Genomic DNA, 17412 nt, shown 5'->3' with positions numbered 1-17412 from the left:
TTTGGGGTGCAGCCGAAGACGTAGTGCGACCACTTATTTATGACCGGGAACAAGTCCCGTTCATCTATTTACCATGAACGATAGGCGCCCAATTGAGGTTTCTTTCCCCATAGAAGAAGTCAACACAATCGCTGAACGCGAAGCACACGCCAAACGCTACTACCGGCCAGTGTACACAATGCACAAATGGTGGGCCAGGCGCCTCGGCTCAGTCTTCAGGACTATGCTAATCTACGCGCTGGCTGACGAGGATATGAATGTAGCAGGGCTACGCCAGGCCACGTTTGCTGAAAACAACGGGCTCCCAGAGGTAGACTGGGACAGTCCGGACTCTCTCTGGGAGTACTATCTTGAAGATCTCGACTTTGACGGAAAAACTGTCCTTGACCCGTTCATGGGTGGTGGGACGACTATTGTAGAGTCTCTCAGGATGGGCTGCAATGCGATTGGGAGTGAGTTGAACCCAGTCGCATGGTTCGTTGTTAAGAAGGAGGTTGAACCAGTTAACCTCGACGAACTTGATTCGGCCTATAATAAACTCGAAGAAGACGTTGGACAAGAGATTCAAGATTACTATAGAACGGAATGTCCGCACTGCGATGAACACGCAGATGCAATGTACTACTTCTGGGTCGATGAACTGCCCTGTAGAAACTGTGGAGAAAATGTTCCCTTATTCAAAGACTACAGGTTAGCAAACGCTCGATCCTCCAAAGATAGTTTTTACCACGTTGTGTGTCCCGACTGTTGGAACGTCCACACGACGGACGACTATAGGACAGAGACAAGCTGCCCAGATTGTACTCACGAGTACACACCTAGCGATGCGGGGCATGTTTCCCGTGGTAAATACACATGCCCTCATTGCGACGAACACCCTGAAATGTCCATTATCGAGAGTGTCAAGCGGTTTGGACGAGCTGAAAAATCTCTCTTTGCGGTCGAATACTATTGCCCTGAAACAGAAAAGAAAGGATACAAGTCCGTAACTGAATTCGATCGAGAATTGTTCGAGGCAGCAGAAGAAGAGCTTGGAGAAAAAATGGACTCGTTGCCCATCCCAACAACAGAGCGTTACCGAGGTAGCTCCGATCGGGCACGGAACCATGGCTATGAGCGATACGATCAGATGTTCAATGATCGACAGTTGCTCTGTCTCGGGAAGCTCCTTGATGGTATTTCACAGATTGAAGATCAGAATGTGAAGGAATTCCTCCTATTGGCGTTCTCAGACACGACAACATTCAATAATATGTTCTGTGAGTACCACACCTCTGCGAACAAGATTCAGGGGATGTACAAACGCCACACCATCACTGCACGGCACACCCCTGTCGAGAACAACGTGTGGGGCACCGATGCGGGGGCCGCTACGTTTAGTACCGAATTTGAAAAGATGCGAGCAGGCAAAGAATTCTGTCTGAACCCGTATGAAAAGTACGTTGAGGATGGGGAAACAAAGCAACGGGATGGTGTGGGGAAAATTGAGGGGTTCGTGACAGACAATCCAGACAAAATAGGCGAGCCTGTTGGGGATAGTACTGATGCCACCTATAATGTACATCTCCGTTGTGGTACCTCAGAATACCTCCCGATAGACGACAACAGCGTTGACGCTGTCATTACTGATCCGCCCTACTTTGACAATGTGATGTACTCGGAGACGGCGGACTTCTACTATGTCTGGCTCAAGCAGGTGCTCGAGGATGAGTACGAGCACTTTACCGCAGACCTCACGCCGAAAGCGAGTGAAATCGTGAGTGACCCGGCAGGCGAAGATAGCGTTGACACGTACCGAGACAAAGACCACTTTGTCACTGGGCTCACTAACGTCTTTGACCAGGCCAATCAGAAGCTCAAGGAGGGTGGAATTATGGCGTTCACCTTCCATCATAAAGAGACTGAGGGTTGGAGTACCGTGCTCCAGTCTGTTCTCGATGCTGGGTTCTACGTCACGGCACTCTATCCGATTCGTGGTGAAATGCGCGGGAGCACCCACATCCACGACAAGGCAAACATTGAGTACGACATGATCGTGGTGTGTCGAGACCGGGAAGAGCAACCCGAGGAAGTGAGCTGGCGTTCGATCGAGGATGACATCTACTTCCGAGCGAGTCAAGAGATCGAGCGCCTCGAACAGAGCGGTTCTCGGCTCACACAAGGGGACATCTTTGCGGTCACAATGGGCAAGTGCTTGGAGGTGTTCTCACAGCACTACCCGAGCGTCACCCACAAGGGTGGTACGATGTCGGTGGAGAAGGCTCTCGAAACCATCCGTGGCATCGTCGATGAGCAGCTCATGGAGGAACGTGTCCAAATCCTCGGTGATGAAATGGACACTCTGAGTGCAATCTACCTCACCTACGTTCTCGGGCGAGGTGGCAGCATCTCGTACAATGCGCTCAACAAAGATCTTCGAACCCGTGGAATCGACGTGGCTGAACTTGTCCGTGAAGGACTCCTAGAACAAGAAGGTGATTCACTTAATGTACTCGGGCCGCTCAGGCGCGCTGAGCGCATCGAGAACAAGAGGAATCCCCTTGCAATCGACAAAGCCCACTACCTCCGTTACTTGTTTGAGGCGGACAAGCTCTCACAGCAATTTGGTAAGTGGACCGACGAGGGTGCTATTGCAGCACTTCGGCGACTAGCCGATATAGAAAACGACGACGAGTACGCGAACATCGCGGACTACGTGGCTGAACGTACGGACACTCAGTTGGAGTTCGACGACTTCTTCTGAGGATTGATAATTTCTACGTTCACTAATCTAGTTTCCAATGGTAGTTTAGCTCATAACACGCTATCAAAACATACTCTCAATAAGCCTAGATTTTGTCATCGGTTACTACGCAATCGATGAATTCAACACGAAGGAGACATGCTACTGTGATGAGGGACCTAAACTGCCCATGATGATCCCTCATCTTTTTGTATATTAAAACTGATCAGTCTTATCAATCAATAATATCCAAATTCTCGCCCAGTGTCTCCTTGCCCAGTGAAATCTCTGAACCCTTGTGATTCAGTATTTTTTCTCCAGCGATCAACATCAGTATGTGACGGATTTCTGAGTACTAAATCATAATATGGTCCAGTGTACCATTGACCGTCTGTAGTGTCTTTCTCAAACCGTGCTACCTTGTTCGGGTAATAAGTCGGTGAGAACTGACTAAATGCGCGAGGGAGAAAGATTCGCCACTGAGGCGAATAGTGGTCCGAATCGTGAGGTTTAAATTCTTGACTCGGCCAAACAGTCCCTTGATGACCGATAGCAATAGTGCCGTCTTTTCGGCCTCTCTCGTCAAAGAATTCGGCTAAGTGTTCCGCAACTTCCAAAATATACCGTTTCTCTCCTTGCATCGCGCCTGTTTCAATCCAAAATACAGTTGCGTCAGCGGGATTCATTCACTAATGTAGTGACAATAGTCCGTATTAAATCCACCTTGAAATAATATGTCCATGTCATTTGTCTTCTCCACACTCCACTCGCCTGTTACTGTAACTCAGTATCACCAACATGAACGAATTTAGTAATTTCCCCACCAGTCAAGAATGATGCCGAGTACACGAGCCTCGCGGACTACGTTGCAGAGCGTACGGACACTCAGTTAGAAGTCAACGATTTCTTGTAAGATAGTGTTAACATCATTGACGTCCTGTTGTTGGTTTGAACTGGAAATTTAAGACAGATGATGACACAATAGCATACATCCAAATGGCCTCCGACCTCGACATCGGTTACCACGTGATTGATGAAGACGCCTTAGACGACTATGGGATGTTCGACGAAGAGATGAGTATCGTCGAGTTTCTTAGGCGACTTAAGCGTCGAGAGGAAATCCCGCTTGATATGACTGTTCGAGGACTTGATGACTATCTATTAGGGGTCGATGACGCAGACGTAGCATGTGACTACATTCACCGACTACTCCGTGACAGGGTCAATTACCTCAGTTTGCGGAATCCACGTGTCCAGTTTGTTGTGGACGATGTCGAAAACTGGAGTGGCCCTGTAATCCCGACTGGCGATGAACCAATCAAACTCAATCGAATCTTCCACGGGAGTATGGAGCAAAGCGGTCCAGGCTGGTACTCGAGCAACTTAAACGTACAGTCCTAGTTGAGCAGCAACACGAACTTCACAGGCTTCTTCAGCTCTGCCTCCCGCTCGCTCGTACTCTTCCAGCCTACTCACGACTTCTTCTAAACCGATAGTCGGACGGCTGTAGGTCTGTACACCCGTCGCGTGTCTCGTGGAACTCTACGTTCCCATTGCCTCTCCAATCCGCGCCTCGGTTGGTTCCGCAAGATATGGTTCAATTGCTGAATAATCACTCCACCCACCAATGGCCATCATCGTCCGAACGTCGACCTGCCGCTCGACGAGGTGGTACGTCGCCCACGAGCGCCTGAGGTCGTGCGAGGACACAGACAGCCACCGTGGTTCGTCCAGATCCTCAGCAATCACCTCTCCCGCTTCTTTCACCCATCGACGAACCGACGGCGTACTCACGTCGACCCACGACTCCGATGGATCCAGTCGCCGCTCACGGCTGTACTTGTGGACGTCGTCGGCGACGTGATCGGGCATCCAAGCATCTCGTGTTTTACGATCGCCACCCTTCGTGTTCTTTCCGCGGACCTCGAACAGCCACACACTGCCCTCTTCTGAGTAGCGAAGGTGGTCGTCACCGGGGTAGCTCACTTCGGACGCTCGAAGGCCACATCGCCCCATCAGTTGGACTGCGATCTCTCGTTCCCAACCGTCTTTCCCAGCTGACCGCTCGAGAGTCGAAAGCTCACCAGGGGACAGCCAGCACTTCGTGACGTCTCCCGCGTCGTCGACACGAACCATAATCGGATATCACAGAGAATACGTCTAGTTCTTTCGGTCAACGAGACCAGATATCGGCTTTGGCCGGGGAAAGCGGACCATTCGTAATCGGGTTGTGACACAAGTCGATTACTGGTCTGTGAACGAGTGTTGTCGCTCGCACCAGTCGCTCATGGAATCGCGTATTTCATCGGGCACTTCTCCGAAAATTTTCCCGAACCTCCATCCGAGGTTATTCCATGTTAGCACATCAAGCGTCTCGTCTCCATCGTACTCCTTGCCCTCCACCGCTCGAGTCCATCCCTGTTTGAAATCGTTCGACGACCAGACGTGAGTTCCTGACGAATGTCGTCCGTGTAGTCCAACAGCTCCGATGACATGTAGGAGAATCACTACAGAGGATATATTAAACGGGTGAGGATTGGTTGACCTATACGAGACATAGGATCACACTGGACAACATAGGCCAACTTTACTAGAAGCTCTCTGAGAATAGGAACATTTTGGGGAGACTCGCTGAGAGCTAGGAAAATTCTAGGGGCGGTCTAGCCCACGACGGGTATAATGTGTTCTCGAAAAAAGTACATTCGAATCCAATCATGTGTGGTAAGAATGATACTCCCGATGAATTTGAGAGAATCAATGAAAAGTGGGGCGGAGAAGTAAATCCGTTCGGATCAAGCAAACCTACGCTTTACAGTGTCCCACCGAACGCACTCGATCGAGCGGATCGAAGCGTTGCGTTTGCGGCTGCTAAACGGCTGCCAGAGTTACCTCCCCTCAAGCCACTTGAATATCGCTTCGCGGTAGTCCGTCAGTACGTAGCGTACGGCGAGGTGGAGTCGAAACGTCTTGAGGGAAAGCCATTTCGAACCGAATCTGAACAGCGACTAGATCGGGCGTTCACTGATGTTGCGGCGGCATACGACCGATGTGAATCAACGATCAGAGATGCCTGCACAGAGGCGTACGAACGGGGTAGTGACCCTCTTAGAGACGAAGCCTACGACCCTGAGAACCCAACAGCGTCGTTCAGAGAGGACTGTTGGAAAATACTGGAATGTGTGAGAGCGCAGGCTGATTCTTAAATGAACCGACGCCATTTTCTCCGCGTAGTCGGATCCGGAGCGATTGGATCCGCCTTTTCGACGGCAAGTACTGTGAGAAGACACGATTCTGTGCGCCGGCACACAGGACAACTTCCAAACAGAGAGGTGAACACAGAGGTCGTAACTCCCTACGCCGATTACTCTCTGGGCAACCCACCAATTAGCGAGTCCTCATGGATAATCCACCGCTTTGGGTGGCGGACCGTGGCTGACGAAGGACCAGATGTACTGCAACAATTCCGCGACGCAGTCTCATACGAATTCTTCATAAACGGTGAACCAATTGGGGACGCAACGACCCACTGGAACGATATTAGAAAGTACGAGGGCACTGAACACTGGCATCTCAGATGGGAGTACGCAACACCACCGCAGTCCATCGGTCTACATGACTTCCGTGTGAGGAAGACATTTGACCGACCTCTATACTATCCAGATTCAACAGGAGAGGACAAACTTTGGCAAGGTGTGGTGGAAGAAGAGAGTACGTATAATGTCGTTAAGGACAACAGACCAAGTACATTAGTTACATCACTCACGCATGAATGCGGAGTAGATCCGATAGATTTCGTTCAATAGTACCGACCGATAAGTCGAGTACGTCAACTGGATATCGAGCGAGCGATTTGAGTCCTTCCGAAGTTACTGATCTTGAGCTTTGAGGTTGTTCAATTCGCGCATTTTTCTGTTGTAACGCTCTATAAGTAGGGTGAGCTTGTCATCTGGATCAAGCTTAGAGAGATCCACGTCGATAGTGCCATTTAGAGCATGGTCGACTCTGCGGAGTGTTTCGCGATCCAGTTTGATTGCCGAACTCTTGTCGGAATCAGTACTTGCGTCCTGACTTCCGGTTTTGGACTGAAAGTCCATGACAAGTAGTAGCGACGGACTCCTTATGACAGTTTTCCGCGGGTAAATGACCAGAATGTGGGTCTTGTGGGTCGTGACGACCACTCAACCCTTCGCAGTAAGTCTAATCTCGCGTAGCTTCTTTCAATTCACGGAACTCGGTCAAAGCTCTACCTGGACCATCCCGGTCGGCAATCTCCTTAATTAACCCTTCAGCGAACATCGGCATCTCTGCTTCCGAATCCTCGCATGTGCTGACCGTATCCCGTTGACCAACGAATTCACGCATCACTTCGTCAAATGATAGACAATCTAATTCTCTGTTGTCCAGTTCAGCACGAAGCTCGTCAATGTTCATATCTTTGAGTCGTTCTCGCTGGGATGCCTTGCGTCGTTCACGAGAATATAGATCATCAGCACCAGCGGTTTCGTACTTCCATGTGGTTGACTCAATACGACCATCCACTCGGCGAATGCATCGGAATCTCCCTTCTTCTGAACCGGTTATCTGTAGCTCAGAATCCTCATGAGGTTTTGCTGGTGGCGTATCAAAACTTGCCCCACGATAATTCTCCCACCCACCTTTGTAGGTCATCCGTTGAACCTCGTACTGGACAGAGTGGCGAAGCCGACATACGCGATCTATTAACGCACGAATCATGGATGACCACGTTGACTGTTACGTCTCCGTGTGCTTCAAGCCCTGGTCAACATCAGACCAACGTCTATCCAACAATTTACTACGTAGACTCTACGTGTGAGGGTCGGATCATTCGAGAAGGCACACTGACGCAGGTCACCCGAGGGAACCGCTATCCCTGCTAGCTGCTAGCAGGAATAAGTGGGCTGAAATCTAGCCTATGGTTGTGTCTTAGCTAAGAGACGGTTGGGAAGAAAATTCGAGAAGTAGATTCTGTCGTCGCTGGCCAACGAGAATGCCCGACTCAATCAACCATGTCTGTAATTATTTTCACAATCTTACTCTTGTCGTATTTTTCATCGATTAGGCCAGGGTTCCTGAACAGGTACCGTACAACCGTCTCGGCTTCTCGATTTGTAATCTCTTCTCCAGCATCCAGTCTTTCTAATAAACCTTCGACATTATGTTGATTAACATACTCGATATCAAGATCCACATTTAATACCCCAAACTGAGCACCCTTCTCCTGATTAATCGCTTTTCTCACACCACGTTCTACGAGTATTTCAAACGGGATGTTCTGATCAATGGAACCTTTGTAGAGGAACGAAAGGGCGTCGACCATACCAGGTAATAAAAAGCTAGGACTCGCTTGAATGTCACCACCGATTGTTTCCCCAGGCTCATACTGTAAATCTGAAAATATCTGGTTTCGATCTCGGGGGGTCAGCTGGTTATTTATTATCGTGAAATCCATTATCCCGTTTGCAATCCGTTCTCGGATGTAGCCTCGTCTGTTCCGTAGTTGCTGGCCCTCGTACGACACTTGTCCTAGAAGAAATTGGCGATCGGTTTTCGTTAGAATCCCGCGCTCTCTATCAATTCGCGGGTCACCGGAGTCGGGCATATAATTCCATTCCGGTTATGCTGGTATAGAATTGTCGACGCAAGCATAATAGAATATCTATTACAGCAAATTACTTTACCGGTGAGTGTGATGGGTGTCGTATGGCCAACGACTGGACCAGTCTGTCCGTTCGCAAGGACGTCTATGAGAAGGTCAAGGCCAGGAAACGAGGTGGCGAAACATTCAACGAGTTGTTGCAACGGCTCTGTGAACAAGACGAAGAAGCAGATAACGATGTCTCTGGATAAGACGTCGGAGTGCTACCGGCAACCAAGTAGGACGGGTCCGCCGGTAGCACTTGAATGGCGGAGTGAGTACCCCGCGTTAGTTACTACAGGATTCACCTGTTTATGCTTTCGTTTGGGGCTCACGTTATCCAAATCCACCAAGTACGATACATGCCCCACAATCAACGAGATAAGAGCGACGACCTAGTCCCCTTGGAACTTGATGAGGCAATTTCCAGGTTCCTCAGACACATGAAGCCCGGATGGAGAGATTCGACCTACGACAATGCAGTGACGCGACTTGGTCACTTCACCGATTGGTTTGAGCAGGCAGAGATCACCGATCTGAATTCTCTGAATGGTCGGCATCTCTCTGACTTTGTTGAGTGGCGACATGGCGAAGTGAAGCCCATCACCCTCCAAAAACAGCTCTCAACGCCGCGGCAGGCTCTCCGATACTGGGTGACTCTCGAAGCGGTTTCACGAGGTCTCGCCGAGAAGCTCCAAGCGCCTGAACTCCCCGATGGTGCGGAGGTAAGTAATGTTGTTATCGATTCTTCCCGGGTTCGGAAGATACTCGAGTACCACAATCGATACCGATACGCCTCACGTCATCATGCAATGGCGGTCATATTGTGGAGAACAGGAATGCGCCGGGGGTCGCTTCACTCGCTTGACGTCGACGACCTCCGACCGGACGACCATGCCTTAGTCCTCAAACACCGACCCGAATCAGACACGTATCTGAAAAATGGGAAGCATGGCGAACGCTGGGTTAACCTAAAACCCCAATATTTTCAGATCATCCAAGACTACGTCAACAGTCCGAATCGCCCCGACGTGACTGACAGATTCGGTCGAGATCCGCTCATCACCACGCGGAACGGTCGACCTCACCCCACTACACTCACCGATAATACATATCGGATGACTCGTCCATGTGAGTACGGACCATGTCCTGTGGGACGAGTCCCAGAAGATTGCCAAGGCACAACCGATCCCGAGAAATGTCCTGAGAAACGGGGGCCTCACGCGTTCAGGCGAGCATCCATCAGTGAGCATCTGCGACATTCGACGCAACCCGATATTGTCTCGGATCGATGTAACGTCTCGTTGAAAGTCCTCTACCGTCACTACGACGTCCGCACAGAGCGCGAAAAGATGGCGGTTCGAAAGAATCAGTTGCCCGATTGGTCATGAGCTGCTCTTCAGTTCGATGTTCATCGGGTTCCGGAGTGAGAGGCATGCTTGAGCCCGGCCTCTTTCCTTCCCGGCGAGTCCACTACTTTTCGCGGCGAACTACGGGCGAGCATCTCGTGTGCTCGCCTCTACGTGAGCCGCGTGACGGAGTGTCTGTCCGAGCCGAGATTTGAGCCCTGCCAGTCGCGCGCAGCGAGGAACGAGCGAGCACGTCTGGCTCTGGTTCAAATCCCGGCGAGTCCATTCGATTCTGTCGACGCAACCGGCGAGCGGATCGAACCGCGTTCGAAGACGCTCCACGAGAGCCAACCCGCCGAAGGGTCGTCCGCGTCGCAAGGGTAACCCTGCTGGCCTCCCTACCTCCGACCATGGTTCCACTCGCGATGGGCTGGCGACACCTCCTCTTCGCCAACTACCCCGTCCCGCCCGCAACCGTCGACGCACACCTCCCCGACGCCCTGACCGTCGACACGTTCGACGGCGACGCGTGGCTCTCGGTCGTCCCCTTCACCAACGTCGACGTGCGTCCGCGCGGCCTTCCCCCGACCGTGGGTCTCGACCTCCCCGAACTCAACCTCCGGACGTACGTCACCTGCGACGGCGACCCCGGCGTCTACTTCTTCAGCCTCGACGCCCAGGGCGTCCTCTCGGTCCTCGGCGCGCGCGTCTTCCACCGCCTCCCGTACTACTACGCCCGAATCTCGCTGACGGGCGACGGCGACGGCGGCGTCCGCTTCGTGAGCCGCCGTCTCCACCCCGGCGACCGCCCGGCCCACTACACGGCGACGTACCGACCGAGCGGACCGGCGTTCGAATCGGGCGAGGACCCGTTGGCGGCCTTCCTCACCGAGCGGTACCGGTTCTACACCGAGGGGTCGGACGGCGCGGTTCGGTACGCCAACGTCGACCACGAACCGTGGACGCTGCATCCGGCACGCGCCACGCAGGAGACGAACACGCTGTTCGCGGCCAACGGCTTCGATGAGCCGTCGTCGGAGCCGGTGTACTACTACAGTCCCGGCATCGACGTCACCGCCTCTCGAAGCCTCCGGTGGAACGGGAGGAACGACCGGACGAGCGTGGAGGCGGAGGCATGACCGAGCGAACGGGGAACGCCGACGACCCGGCGGTGGGCAGCGACAGTGATGCCGGCGACGACACCGGTGGCGAAAACACGGCAAGCGTCGGCGACGCCAGTACCGGGGGAAGCGCCGACGTCAGCCGGGGGGGCGACTCCGACGTCGACCTCGCAGCGGTCGTCGACGAGGGACCGGTCCTCCTCTTCGACGGCGTCTGCAACCTCTGTAACGGCGCCGTCCAGTTCGTCATCGAGCGCGACCCCGAAGGGAAGATCAGGTTCGCGTCGTTGCAGTCGGCGGTCGGGCAGGCCGTGCTCGACCGACTCGACCTCCCGACCGGGGAGTTGGAAACGGTCGTCCTGCTCGAAGGCAACCGGGCGTACACGCGGTCGGCCGCGGCCGTCCGGGTCTGCGAACTGCTCGGCGGTCCCTACCGGGCGGCGAGCGTCGGCTGGCTCCTCCCCCGACGGGTCAGAGACCGGTTGTACGCGTTCGTCGCCGAGCACCGCTACGAGTGGTTCGGCCGGAAGGACCAGTGCACGATGCCGACGCCGGAGCTACGGGAACGGTTCGTCGAATGAGCGCGAGCGAACACGAGTGAGCGTCGAGTCGTCGATGAGCGTCCCAAGAGTCGGTGTCAGTCCGCGTCCCAGTCGTTGACTGCGTAGTAGACGCCGACGACGACGAACAGTCCGAAGAGCGCGACGCCCATCTCGACCTTCGGGCGGCCGGTCTCGGCGAGGTCGAGGACGCGGTGGAACCAGAAGAGGTTCGCCAGGGGCGTCGCGTGCGCGGCCCGCCAGACGTTCGCCACGGCGTCGACGCCGAGTTCGCGGAACATCCAGTGGCCGTCGGGGACCATCGCCCAGACGCCGCTGCCGAACGTCACGAGGAACTCGCGGCGCTGGGGCCAGTCGACCAGGAGCAAGAGGAGCAAACCACCGGCGAGACCGACGGCGAAGTGGACGAGCGCGTCCATCGAACGACGGTTCGACGGGAGGGCGGATTAACGCACCGTCTTCGACCCGTCGTGTCGTGAGACGTACAGCGTCTCCACTCCGGCCTCCGTATCGAGCGTCACCCGTTCGACCGGAACGGTAGGGGGGTCGCCGCCGAGCGTGGTGAAGAGGAAGTCCGCACCCGCGGCGTGGGCGACGTCCCGCGTCGGACGGTGGAGTTCGGGCGGGAGGTTGAGCGCGTAGACGGCGTCGACCGCGTACGGCGGTCCCGGTGGCGCGTCGCGCTCGGCGCGGACGACGATGTCGTCGCGGACGAACCGGACACCGTCGGGGACCGGTCGGGGATGAACGTCCGTCGCGGTCACCTCGGTCCCTCGGTCGACGAGCGTCGCGGCGACGTCGGTTCGCCGACCGATGCCGACCTCGACGACCCGGCCGTATCGGGAGAGATAATCGGCGAGAGCGGCGGTCGTCCGACGAGTCACGGCGGGATGTTTATGACCGACCCCTGCTTAAGTGCGTCCATGCTCGTCGACATCGTGCCGATCGGGGGCGTCCCCGCGCAGGTCAAACGGGAGGCCTCCGCCGGACTCCGGTCCGTCTACGACTGCGACGTGACCGTCCACGAGGAGCAGTCGCTCCCCGACGGCGCGTACGATCGCAGTCGAAACCAGTACCGGGCCGAGGAGTTCATCGAACTCGCCTCCCGGGTCGGCTCCGCCGAGAAGAACATCGGTATCACGACTCAGGACCTCTACTACCGACGCCGAAACTACGTCTTCGGACTCGCGTATCTCAACGGCAACGGCTCCGTCATCTCGACCGCCCGCCTCCAGACCACCTCCGACGGCGGCATCTCCACGAAGCCCTCCAGCGAAGTGTTCGCCGACCGCGTCCGCAAGGAGGTCGTCCACGAGATCGGCCACACGCTCGGCCTCGAACACTGCGACAACTCCAAGTGCGTCATGTCCTTCTCGCCGACGGTTCGCGAGGTCGACGTCAAGGAGGAGAACCTCTGCGGTACCTGCTCTCGACTCGTCCGCTGACGCCGAGCGGTCGCTGCAGCGGCTGGAAGGGGAACGAAGGGAACGGACCACGGTGGACCACGTCACTGATTCGCTGCTCGTCGGCGACGCGGACGACGCGAGTGACCACGCCGCGCTTCGGGCCGAAGGCGTCACCGCCGTCCTCTCGTTGACGCACGACTCGCCGGCGCGGCCCGCCACGGGCTACGCCGTGCTCGACCGCCCGCTGATCGACGGCCCCCGACACGACGCCGCGGACTTCGCGACGGCGGTCGACGACCTCCGGTCGCTCCTCGCAGAGGGCGAGCGGGTGCTCGTCCACTGTTCGGCGGGGGCCTCCCGGAGCGTCGCCGTCGCCGCGGCGGCGCTCGCGCTGGTCGACGGAGTCGAGAGCGCGACGGCGCTCGAACGGGTCAGTACGACACGCGGGGTGTCGGGACCCCACCCCGCGCTGGCCGACCGGGTGCGGCAGTACGTCGCGAGTGAGCGGGTGAGCGGGTGAGTGAACGAGGGAGCGCCCCGCTCGATTTCAGACGGTGAGAACCGCCGACAGGTAGTAGTCCACCGGTGGACTACCTCCTCTCATGACGTTTCTCGTTGCAGTCGACGGATCGGAGGCGAGCGACAACGCCCTCGCGCACGCGACCGACCTCGCCGGACGCCTCGGAGAGAGCCTCCTCGTGGTCACCGCGGTGGAACCGGCCGTCGTCGACGTCGGCGGCGACGAACCGGACGGCTTCGACGACGCCGCCGGGCGACTCGTGGCGGAGGCGGTCGAGGACGCCGAGGTCGACGCCGAGCGCGCTCTCGAATCTGCGCGAGAGTACGCGACCGAAGCGGGCGTCGAGGTCGAGACCGAACTGCTGTACGGGCCGCCGCTACAGGTCATCCCGAACGTGACCGAGCGCGCGGACGTCGAGGGGCTCTTCGTCGGGCATCGCGGCCTCACGGGCAAGTACGAGGGGCTCGTCGGCAGCGTCGCCAAGGGCCTCGTCGAACGCTCGCGCGTCCCCGTGACCGTCGTCCGGTGAGCGGGGGACCGTGACGCCGCTCGAACTCGACGGCTCCGACGGCGGCGGCCAACTCGTCCGGACGGCGCTGACGCTGTCCTGTCTCGGCGGACAGCCGTTCGAGATGACCGGCGTCCGCGCGGACCGGCCGAACCCCGGTCTCCGACCACAGCACCTCGCCTGCGTCGACGCCGCGGCGGCGCTCACCGGGGCGACGGTCGAAGGGGCCGACGCGGGATCAGAGCGCCTGACGTTCGCCCCGGCGCACGCACCGCGAGGTGACGTGGCCGTCGACGTCGGCACCGCCGGCAGCGTCGCGCTCGTCTTCGACACCGTCCTCCCGTTCGCCGCGGAAATCGACGAACCGATCACCCTCACCGCGAGCGGGGGCACCGACGTGAAGTGGGCGCCGACGTTCGACTTCTTTCGAGGCGTCAAGCTCCCGTTGCTCGCTCGCGTCGGCCTCGCGGCGGCGGTGCGTCTGGAACGACGCGGCTTCTACCCCACCGGAGGTGGACGGGCGACCCTCCACGTGGCCCCCTCGTCGCTCCGACCGCTCTCGTGTGACACCCGTGGGGACCTCGTCGCGAGCGCCCACGCCGTCGCCGCGCGCAACCTCGCCGACGCCGAGGTCTGCGAGCGCGCGCTCGACCGAGTTCGAGAACGGCTGTCCGTCCCCCTGGTCGAGACGCACGCGACGTACGCCGAGACCGACTGCCCCGGCTTCGCGCTCCTGCTCTCGGTCGCCGGCGAGACGCGGGCGGGGTTCGACGCGCTCGGCGAGAAGGGAGTGCCCGCGGAGCACGTCGCCGACGAAGCCGTCGACGCGTTCGAGTCGTGGCGCCAGGGGCCAGGAGCCGTCGACGGGTACCTCGCCGACCAACTCGTCCTCCCGCTGGCGCTCGCGGGTGGGGTCGTCACCGCGCCGCACTGGACGTCACACCTCCGGACGAACCTGTCGCTGGTCGACGCCTTCGGCCACGACCTGCGGACGCGGGCGGACGGCGCGGGCGTCACGGTCGAACGAGAGTGAGCGAAAACGACGGGACCGACGGACCGCCCGAGCGACACGGACGACCCGTGAGATGAGGGGGCAGGCTGGCTGTAGAGACCGGACTCGGACGGCTCGTCGACCCGTCGACGAACGAATCGGCCTCCACCATCCTGAGTTTTCTGGCAGGGCACACGAACGGGAGGCTCCTTCGAGCCACGCGTCCGTTCACGCGGCCGTACGTGCCGGCGAGGCGCGCTTCGGGAGCACGTGACGCTCGATAGCCGTACTCGACGTCGGCCTCCGTCGCGCCGCGGTCGGGAGCGAGCGCCGTGTCGAACGCGTCTCTCGTCGGTCGTATCGCGCGAGTGGAGAACAGGTGACGCCGTCGGCGCGACGCCGAGGGTTGGAGGGTCAGGGCGCGTAGTAGTACTCGCCCGCCTTCTTCTGTTTCCGGTCGAGCTGGGAGTCGGGCTTGTTGATGCGGGGACGGCCCGTCCGCTCGTCGCGGCGGAAGGTGATGTCGAGGTCCGAGAGGAAGTCGTTCATGCCCTCGCGCATCTCCTGGGGCGTCTCGGCGTGACCCTCGACGGCGGGTTCGCCGTCGAACACCATCAGCCGGTCCGCCAGCAGGTCGATCATGTAGATGTCGTGGTCGATGACCATCACGGTCGCGTCGTGGTTCTCCGCGTAGCGTCGAATCGCGGTGGTCGCTCTCACCCGTTGTTCGACGTCGAGGTGCGCCGAGGGCTCGTCCAGCACGTAGAGGTCCGCGTCCTCAGAGAGGGTGGCGGCGATGGCGACGCGCTGGCGCTCCCCGCCGGAGAGGTCCGAGAGGTTCTGCTCCATGATCCGCTCTAGCTGGAGCGGTCCGGCGATTTCGGTCTTCCACAGCGAGGAGCCGAAGTCGCTCGTGATGGAGGACAAGAAGGCGTCGACGCGCATCGGCTGGTCGATCTCGATGTACTGGGGCTTGTAGGCGATGTCGAGTCGGAAGTCGAGTTCGCCCGTGTCGGGTTCGAGTTCGCCGGCGAACAGCTTCGCCAGGGTGGACTTCCCGATGCCGTTCGGGCCGACGATGCCCAGCACCTCGGAGTGGTAGATGGTCCCGCCCTCGACGCCGAGCGAGAACTCTCCCTCGCCGTACGACTTTTCGAGCGAGGGGTACTCCACGAGGGGCGCGCTCTTCGTCGTCTCTCGCGGGGCGTGTTCCTCGAACGTGATGGCGTCGGGCCGAATGCGCATGTTCTCGTTGGTCAGGTAGCCCTTGAGGTACTCGTTGATGCCGTTCCGGACGCTCTTGGGGTCGGTGATGACACCGAACGCGCCCGGTCGGCCGTAGCCGATGTGGAGCGAATCCGCCAGGAGATCCAGGATGGCGAGGTCGTGTTCGACGACGAGGATGGCCCGGTCCTCGGTCTCGGCCAGTTCCTGGATGAGGCGGGCGGCGGTGACGCGCTGACCGATGTCGAGGTAGGGGGTAATCTCGTCGAGGAAGTAGAAGTCGCGGTCTCTCGCCAGAGTTGCCGCGAGCGCGACCCGCTGAAGTTCCCCTCCCGAGAGGGTGTCGATGGGCTGGTCGATGACGGGCCGAATGCCGAGGCGGTCGACGAGTTCGTCGAGGACGCCCCGCTCGTCCGTGGCGGCGAGGAGTTCGTTCGTCTTGCCGTCGAACTGCTTGGGAATCTGGTCGACGTACTGCGGCTTGCGGGCGACGGTCACCTCGTCGTCCAAGAGCGCCTCGATGTAGTTCTGCAATCCCGAGCCGCGGTAGCGGTCGAGGACCGGCTCCCACCCGGGTTCGTCGCCGTAGTTACCCAGATTGGGGACGAGTTCGTCCGCGAGGATGTGGACCGCCGTCGACTTCCCGATGCCGTTCGGTCCCAGGATGCCCGTGACGGTGCCCGCGTCGGGGACCGGTAACCCGTAGAGCGCGAAGGCGTTCTCGCCGTAGCGGTGGACGGGGTCTTCGTCCAGTTCGGTCGGGAGGTTGATGATCTCGATGGCGTCGAACGGACACTTCTCCACGCAGATGCCGCAGGTCTCCCCGAGACAGATCTCCTCGGAAATCCTGATCTGGTCGGGGTCGCCCTCGTACGGTTCGTCCTCTTCGTAGTGGTCGCCGCGGGTGACGATGCAGTCCTTCCCCGTGCGGTTGGGCGGGCAGTACTTCGCGCACTCGTAGTTACACCGGTCGGGCTGGCAGCGGTCGAGGTCGACCACCGCGATGCTGTCGTCGGCCATCAGAGGGTCACGCCCGCGGTGAGCATGATCGCGAAGGTGATGAACCACAGGCTGAACGTCATGAAGCCGACGTAGAGGTAGTCCTTCGCCCCGAAGTCGGAGACGTCCACCCCGACGACGCGCAGGACGGGAAGCTGCAGGGCGATGAAGCCGGCGAGGACGCCGAGCGTCAGCCGGTTCGTGGCCGACGCTGGGTCCGTCCCGACGACGACGCCCGACACGACCGCCGCCGCGACGCCTGCCAGACAGGCGAGCGTGGTGACGGTCACTCCCCGGAGATGTTTGGAGAGGCCGGTCTGCGTTTCCGTAGCCATATGTGCCCGTGCGAGAGCGCG

19 protein-coding genes are annotated in these 17412 nt (G+C 58.3%); 10 read left to right on the top strand and 9 right to left on the bottom strand.

Annotated features, from left to right (window positions below; genetic code table 11):
* Nucleotides 1-73: 73 nt before the first annotated feature.
* The gene (locus tag C2R22_RS01975; protein WP_103424091.1) at nt 74-2743 is read left to right on the top strand and encodes a DUF1156 domain-containing protein; all 2670 of its coding nucleotides are present in this window, start codon (nt 74-76) and stop codon (nt 2741-2743) included.
* A 218-nt stretch (nt 2744-2961) separates the two neighbouring features.
* Here C2R22_RS01975 and C2R22_RS24765 read toward each other — a convergent pair whose 3' ends face one another.
* Nucleotides 2962-3408, bottom strand: a complete 447-nt coding sequence (locus tag C2R22_RS24765) for a hypothetical protein (protein WP_162562338.1) — start codon at nt 3406-3408, stop codon at nt 2962-2964.
* Nucleotides 3409-3718: 310 nt separating this feature from the next.
* Here C2R22_RS24765 and C2R22_RS01970 point away from each other — a divergent pair, with 310 nt between their 5' ends.
* Nucleotides 3719-4123: a hypothetical protein gene (locus C2R22_RS01970; RefSeq protein ID WP_103424089.1), complete on the top strand. Its 405-nt coding sequence runs from the start codon at nt 3719-3721 to the stop codon at nt 4121-4123.
* 141 nt (nt 4124-4264) lie between these two features.
* On the opposite strand, the gene C2R22_RS01965 is transcribed toward C2R22_RS01970, so the two are convergent.
* Nucleotides 4265-4858, bottom strand: coding sequence for a site-specific integrase (locus C2R22_RS01965; protein WP_103424087.1), 594 nt, complete (start codon nt 4856-4858; stop codon nt 4265-4267).
* 1292 nt (nt 4859-6150) lie between these two features.
* Here C2R22_RS01965 and C2R22_RS24760 point away from each other — a divergent pair.
* Nucleotides 6151-6525, top strand: coding sequence for a hypothetical protein (locus tag C2R22_RS24760; protein WP_162562337.1), 375 nt, complete (start codon nt 6151-6153; stop codon nt 6523-6525).
* A 63-nt stretch (nt 6526-6588) separates the two neighbouring features.
* Here C2R22_RS24760 and C2R22_RS01955 read toward each other — a convergent pair whose 3' ends face one another.
* The 3 genes from C2R22_RS01955 to C2R22_RS01950 form a co-directional block, all read right to left on the bottom strand.
* Nucleotides 6589-6816 carry a hypothetical protein gene (locus C2R22_RS01955; protein WP_103424085.1) on the bottom strand — a complete coding sequence of 76 codons (228 nt, stop codon included), beginning with the start codon at nt 6814-6816 and terminating at the stop codon, nt 6589-6591.
* 103 nt (nt 6817-6919) lie between these two features.
* Complete coding sequence (locus tag C2R22_RS24755) at nt 6920-7390, bottom strand: hypothetical protein (protein WP_162562336.1); 471 nt, start codon at nt 7388-7390, stop codon at nt 6920-6922.
* Nucleotides 7391-7739: 349 nt separating this feature from the next.
* Entirely contained in the window at nt 7740-8192 is a 453-nt protein-coding gene (locus C2R22_RS01950; RefSeq protein ID WP_162562335.1) for a hypothetical protein, read from the bottom strand.
* Between the two features lie 251 nt (nt 8193-8443).
* Here C2R22_RS01950 and C2R22_RS24650 point away from each other — a divergent pair, with 251 nt between their 5' ends.
* From C2R22_RS24650 to C2R22_RS01935, 3 genes are all read left to right on the top strand, one after another.
* Nucleotides 8444-8590, top strand: a complete 147-nt coding sequence (locus C2R22_RS24650; RefSeq protein WP_109745684.1) for an antitoxin VapB family protein — start codon at nt 8444-8446, stop codon at nt 8588-8590.
* A 1547-nt stretch (nt 8591-10137) separates the two neighbouring features.
* Entirely contained in the window at nt 10138-10866 is a 729-nt protein-coding gene (locus C2R22_RS01940) for a YqjF family protein (protein ID WP_216824781.1), read from the top strand.
* The gene (locus C2R22_RS01935; protein ID WP_103424082.1) at nt 10863-11429 is read left to right on the top strand and encodes a thiol-disulfide oxidoreductase DCC family protein; all 567 of its coding nucleotides are present in this window, start codon (nt 10863-10865) and stop codon (nt 11427-11429) included. Before C2R22_RS01940 ends, C2R22_RS01935 begins: the two co-directional genes overlap by 4 nt.
* A 56-nt stretch (nt 11430-11485) precedes the next feature.
* On the opposite strand, the gene C2R22_RS01930 is transcribed toward C2R22_RS01935, so the two are convergent.
* Entirely contained in the window at nt 11486-11827 is a 342-nt protein-coding gene (locus C2R22_RS01930; protein ID WP_103424081.1) for a hypothetical protein, read from the bottom strand.
* Between the two features lie 27 nt (nt 11828-11854).
* Nucleotides 11855-12292 (bottom strand): UPF0146 family protein, encoded by a 438-nt coding sequence (locus tag C2R22_RS01925; protein ID WP_103424080.1) that lies wholly within the window; start codon nt 12290-12292, stop codon nt 11855-11857.
* A gap of 39 nt (nt 12293-12331) precedes the next feature.
* On the opposite strand from C2R22_RS01925, the gene C2R22_RS01920 reads away from it, so the two are divergent.
* The 4 genes from C2R22_RS01920 to rtcA all read left to right on the top strand — a co-directional run bounded on the left by C2R22_RS01920 (nt 12332) and on the right by rtcA (nt 14875).
* Nucleotides 12332-12853: an archaemetzincin family Zn-dependent metalloprotease gene (locus C2R22_RS01920; protein ID WP_103424079.1), complete on the top strand. Its 522-nt coding sequence runs from the start codon at nt 12332-12334 to the stop codon at nt 12851-12853.
* 52 nt (nt 12854-12905) lie between these two features.
* On the top strand, nt 12906-13334 hold the full coding sequence (locus tag C2R22_RS01915; protein ID WP_162562334.1) for a protein-tyrosine phosphatase family protein: 429 nt from the start codon (nt 12906-12908) through the stop codon (nt 13332-13334).
* A gap of 82 nt (nt 13335-13416) precedes the next feature.
* On the top strand, nt 13417-13863 hold the full coding sequence (locus C2R22_RS01910; protein WP_103424077.1) for a universal stress protein: 447 nt from the start codon (nt 13417-13419) through the stop codon (nt 13861-13863).
* A gap of 10 nt (nt 13864-13873) precedes the next feature.
* Nucleotides 13874-14875: an RNA 3'-terminal phosphate cyclase gene (gene rtcA, locus C2R22_RS01905; protein WP_103424076.1), complete on the top strand. Its 1002-nt coding sequence runs from the start codon at nt 13874-13876 to the stop codon at nt 14873-14875.
* 372 nt (nt 14876-15247) lie between these two features.
* Here the strand turns inward: rtcA and C2R22_RS01900 are convergent, their stop codons facing one another.
* Together C2R22_RS01900 and C2R22_RS01895 are read right to left on the bottom strand one after the other, a co-directional pair.
* Nucleotides 15248-17077 carry a ribosome biogenesis/translation initiation ATPase RLI gene (locus C2R22_RS01900; protein ID WP_103424075.1) on the bottom strand — a complete coding sequence of 610 codons (1830 nt, stop codon included), beginning with the start codon at nt 17075-17077 and terminating at the stop codon, nt 15248-15250.
* Entirely contained in the window at nt 17077-17391 is a 315-nt protein-coding gene (locus C2R22_RS01895; protein ID WP_103424074.1) for an EMC6-like membrane protein, read from the bottom strand. The genes C2R22_RS01900 and C2R22_RS01895 overlap by 1 nt, the downstream gene beginning before the upstream one ends.
* Nucleotides 17392-17412: the final 21 nt, after the last annotated feature.

The sequence above is a fragment of the Salinigranum rubrum genome, assembly GCF_002906575.1.
GTDB lineage: Archaea > Halobacteriota > Halobacteria > Halobacteriales > Haloferacaceae > Salinigranum > Salinigranum rubrum.
This window is presented reverse-complemented; position numbering and strand designations above follow the sequence as displayed.

Excerpts from the sequence above, each read along its gene's own strand:
- C2R22_RS01975 (WP_103424091.1), top strand. The coding sequence starts at position 74 with ATGAACGATAGGCGCCCAATTGAGGTTTCTTTCCCCATAGAAGAAGTC.
- C2R22_RS24765 (WP_162562338.1), bottom strand. The coding sequence starts at position 3,408 with ATGAATCCCGCTGACGCAACTGTATTTTGGATTGAAACAGGCGCGATG.
- C2R22_RS01970 (WP_103424089.1), top strand. The coding sequence starts at position 3,719 with ATGGCCTCCGACCTCGACATCGGTTACCACGTGATTGATGAAGACGCC.
- C2R22_RS01965 (WP_103424087.1), bottom strand. The coding sequence starts at position 4,858 with ATGGTTCGTGTCGACGACGCGGGAGACGTCACGAAGTGCTGGCTGTCC.
- C2R22_RS01955 (WP_103424085.1), bottom strand. The coding sequence starts at position 6,816 with ATGGACTTTCAGTCCAAAACCGGAAGTCAGGACGCAAGTACTGATTCC.
- C2R22_RS24755 (WP_162562336.1), bottom strand. The coding sequence starts at position 7,390 with ATGACCTACAAAGGTGGGTGGGAGAATTATCGTGGGGCAAGTTTTGAT.
- C2R22_RS01950 (WP_162562335.1), bottom strand. The coding sequence starts at position 8,192 with ATGGATTTCACGATAATAAATAACCAGCTGACCCCCCGAGATCGAAAC.
- C2R22_RS24650 (WP_109745684.1), top strand. The coding sequence starts at position 8,444 with ATGGCCAACGACTGGACCAGTCTGTCCGTTCGCAAGGACGTCTATGAG.
- C2R22_RS01940 (WP_216824781.1), top strand. The coding sequence starts at position 10,138 with ATGGTTCCACTCGCGATGGGCTGGCGACACCTCCTCTTCGCCAACTAC.
- C2R22_RS01935 (WP_103424082.1), top strand. The coding sequence starts at position 10,863 with ATGACCGAGCGAACGGGGAACGCCGACGACCCGGCGGTGGGCAGCGAC.
- C2R22_RS01930 (WP_103424081.1), bottom strand. The coding sequence starts at position 11,827 with ATGGACGCGCTCGTCCACTTCGCCGTCGGTCTCGCCGGTGGTTTGCTC.
- C2R22_RS01920 (WP_103424079.1), top strand. The coding sequence starts at position 12,332 with ATGCTCGTCGACATCGTGCCGATCGGGGGCGTCCCCGCGCAGGTCAAA.
- C2R22_RS01910 (WP_103424077.1), top strand. The coding sequence starts at position 13,417 with ATGACGTTTCTCGTTGCAGTCGACGGATCGGAGGCGAGCGACAACGCC.
- C2R22_RS01900 (WP_103424075.1), bottom strand. The coding sequence starts at position 17,077 with ATGGCCGACGACAGCATCGCGGTGGTCGACCTCGACCGCTGCCAGCCC.
- C2R22_RS01895 (WP_103424074.1), bottom strand. The coding sequence starts at position 17,391 with ATGGCTACGGAAACGCAGACCGGCCTCTCCAAACATCTCCGGGGAGTG.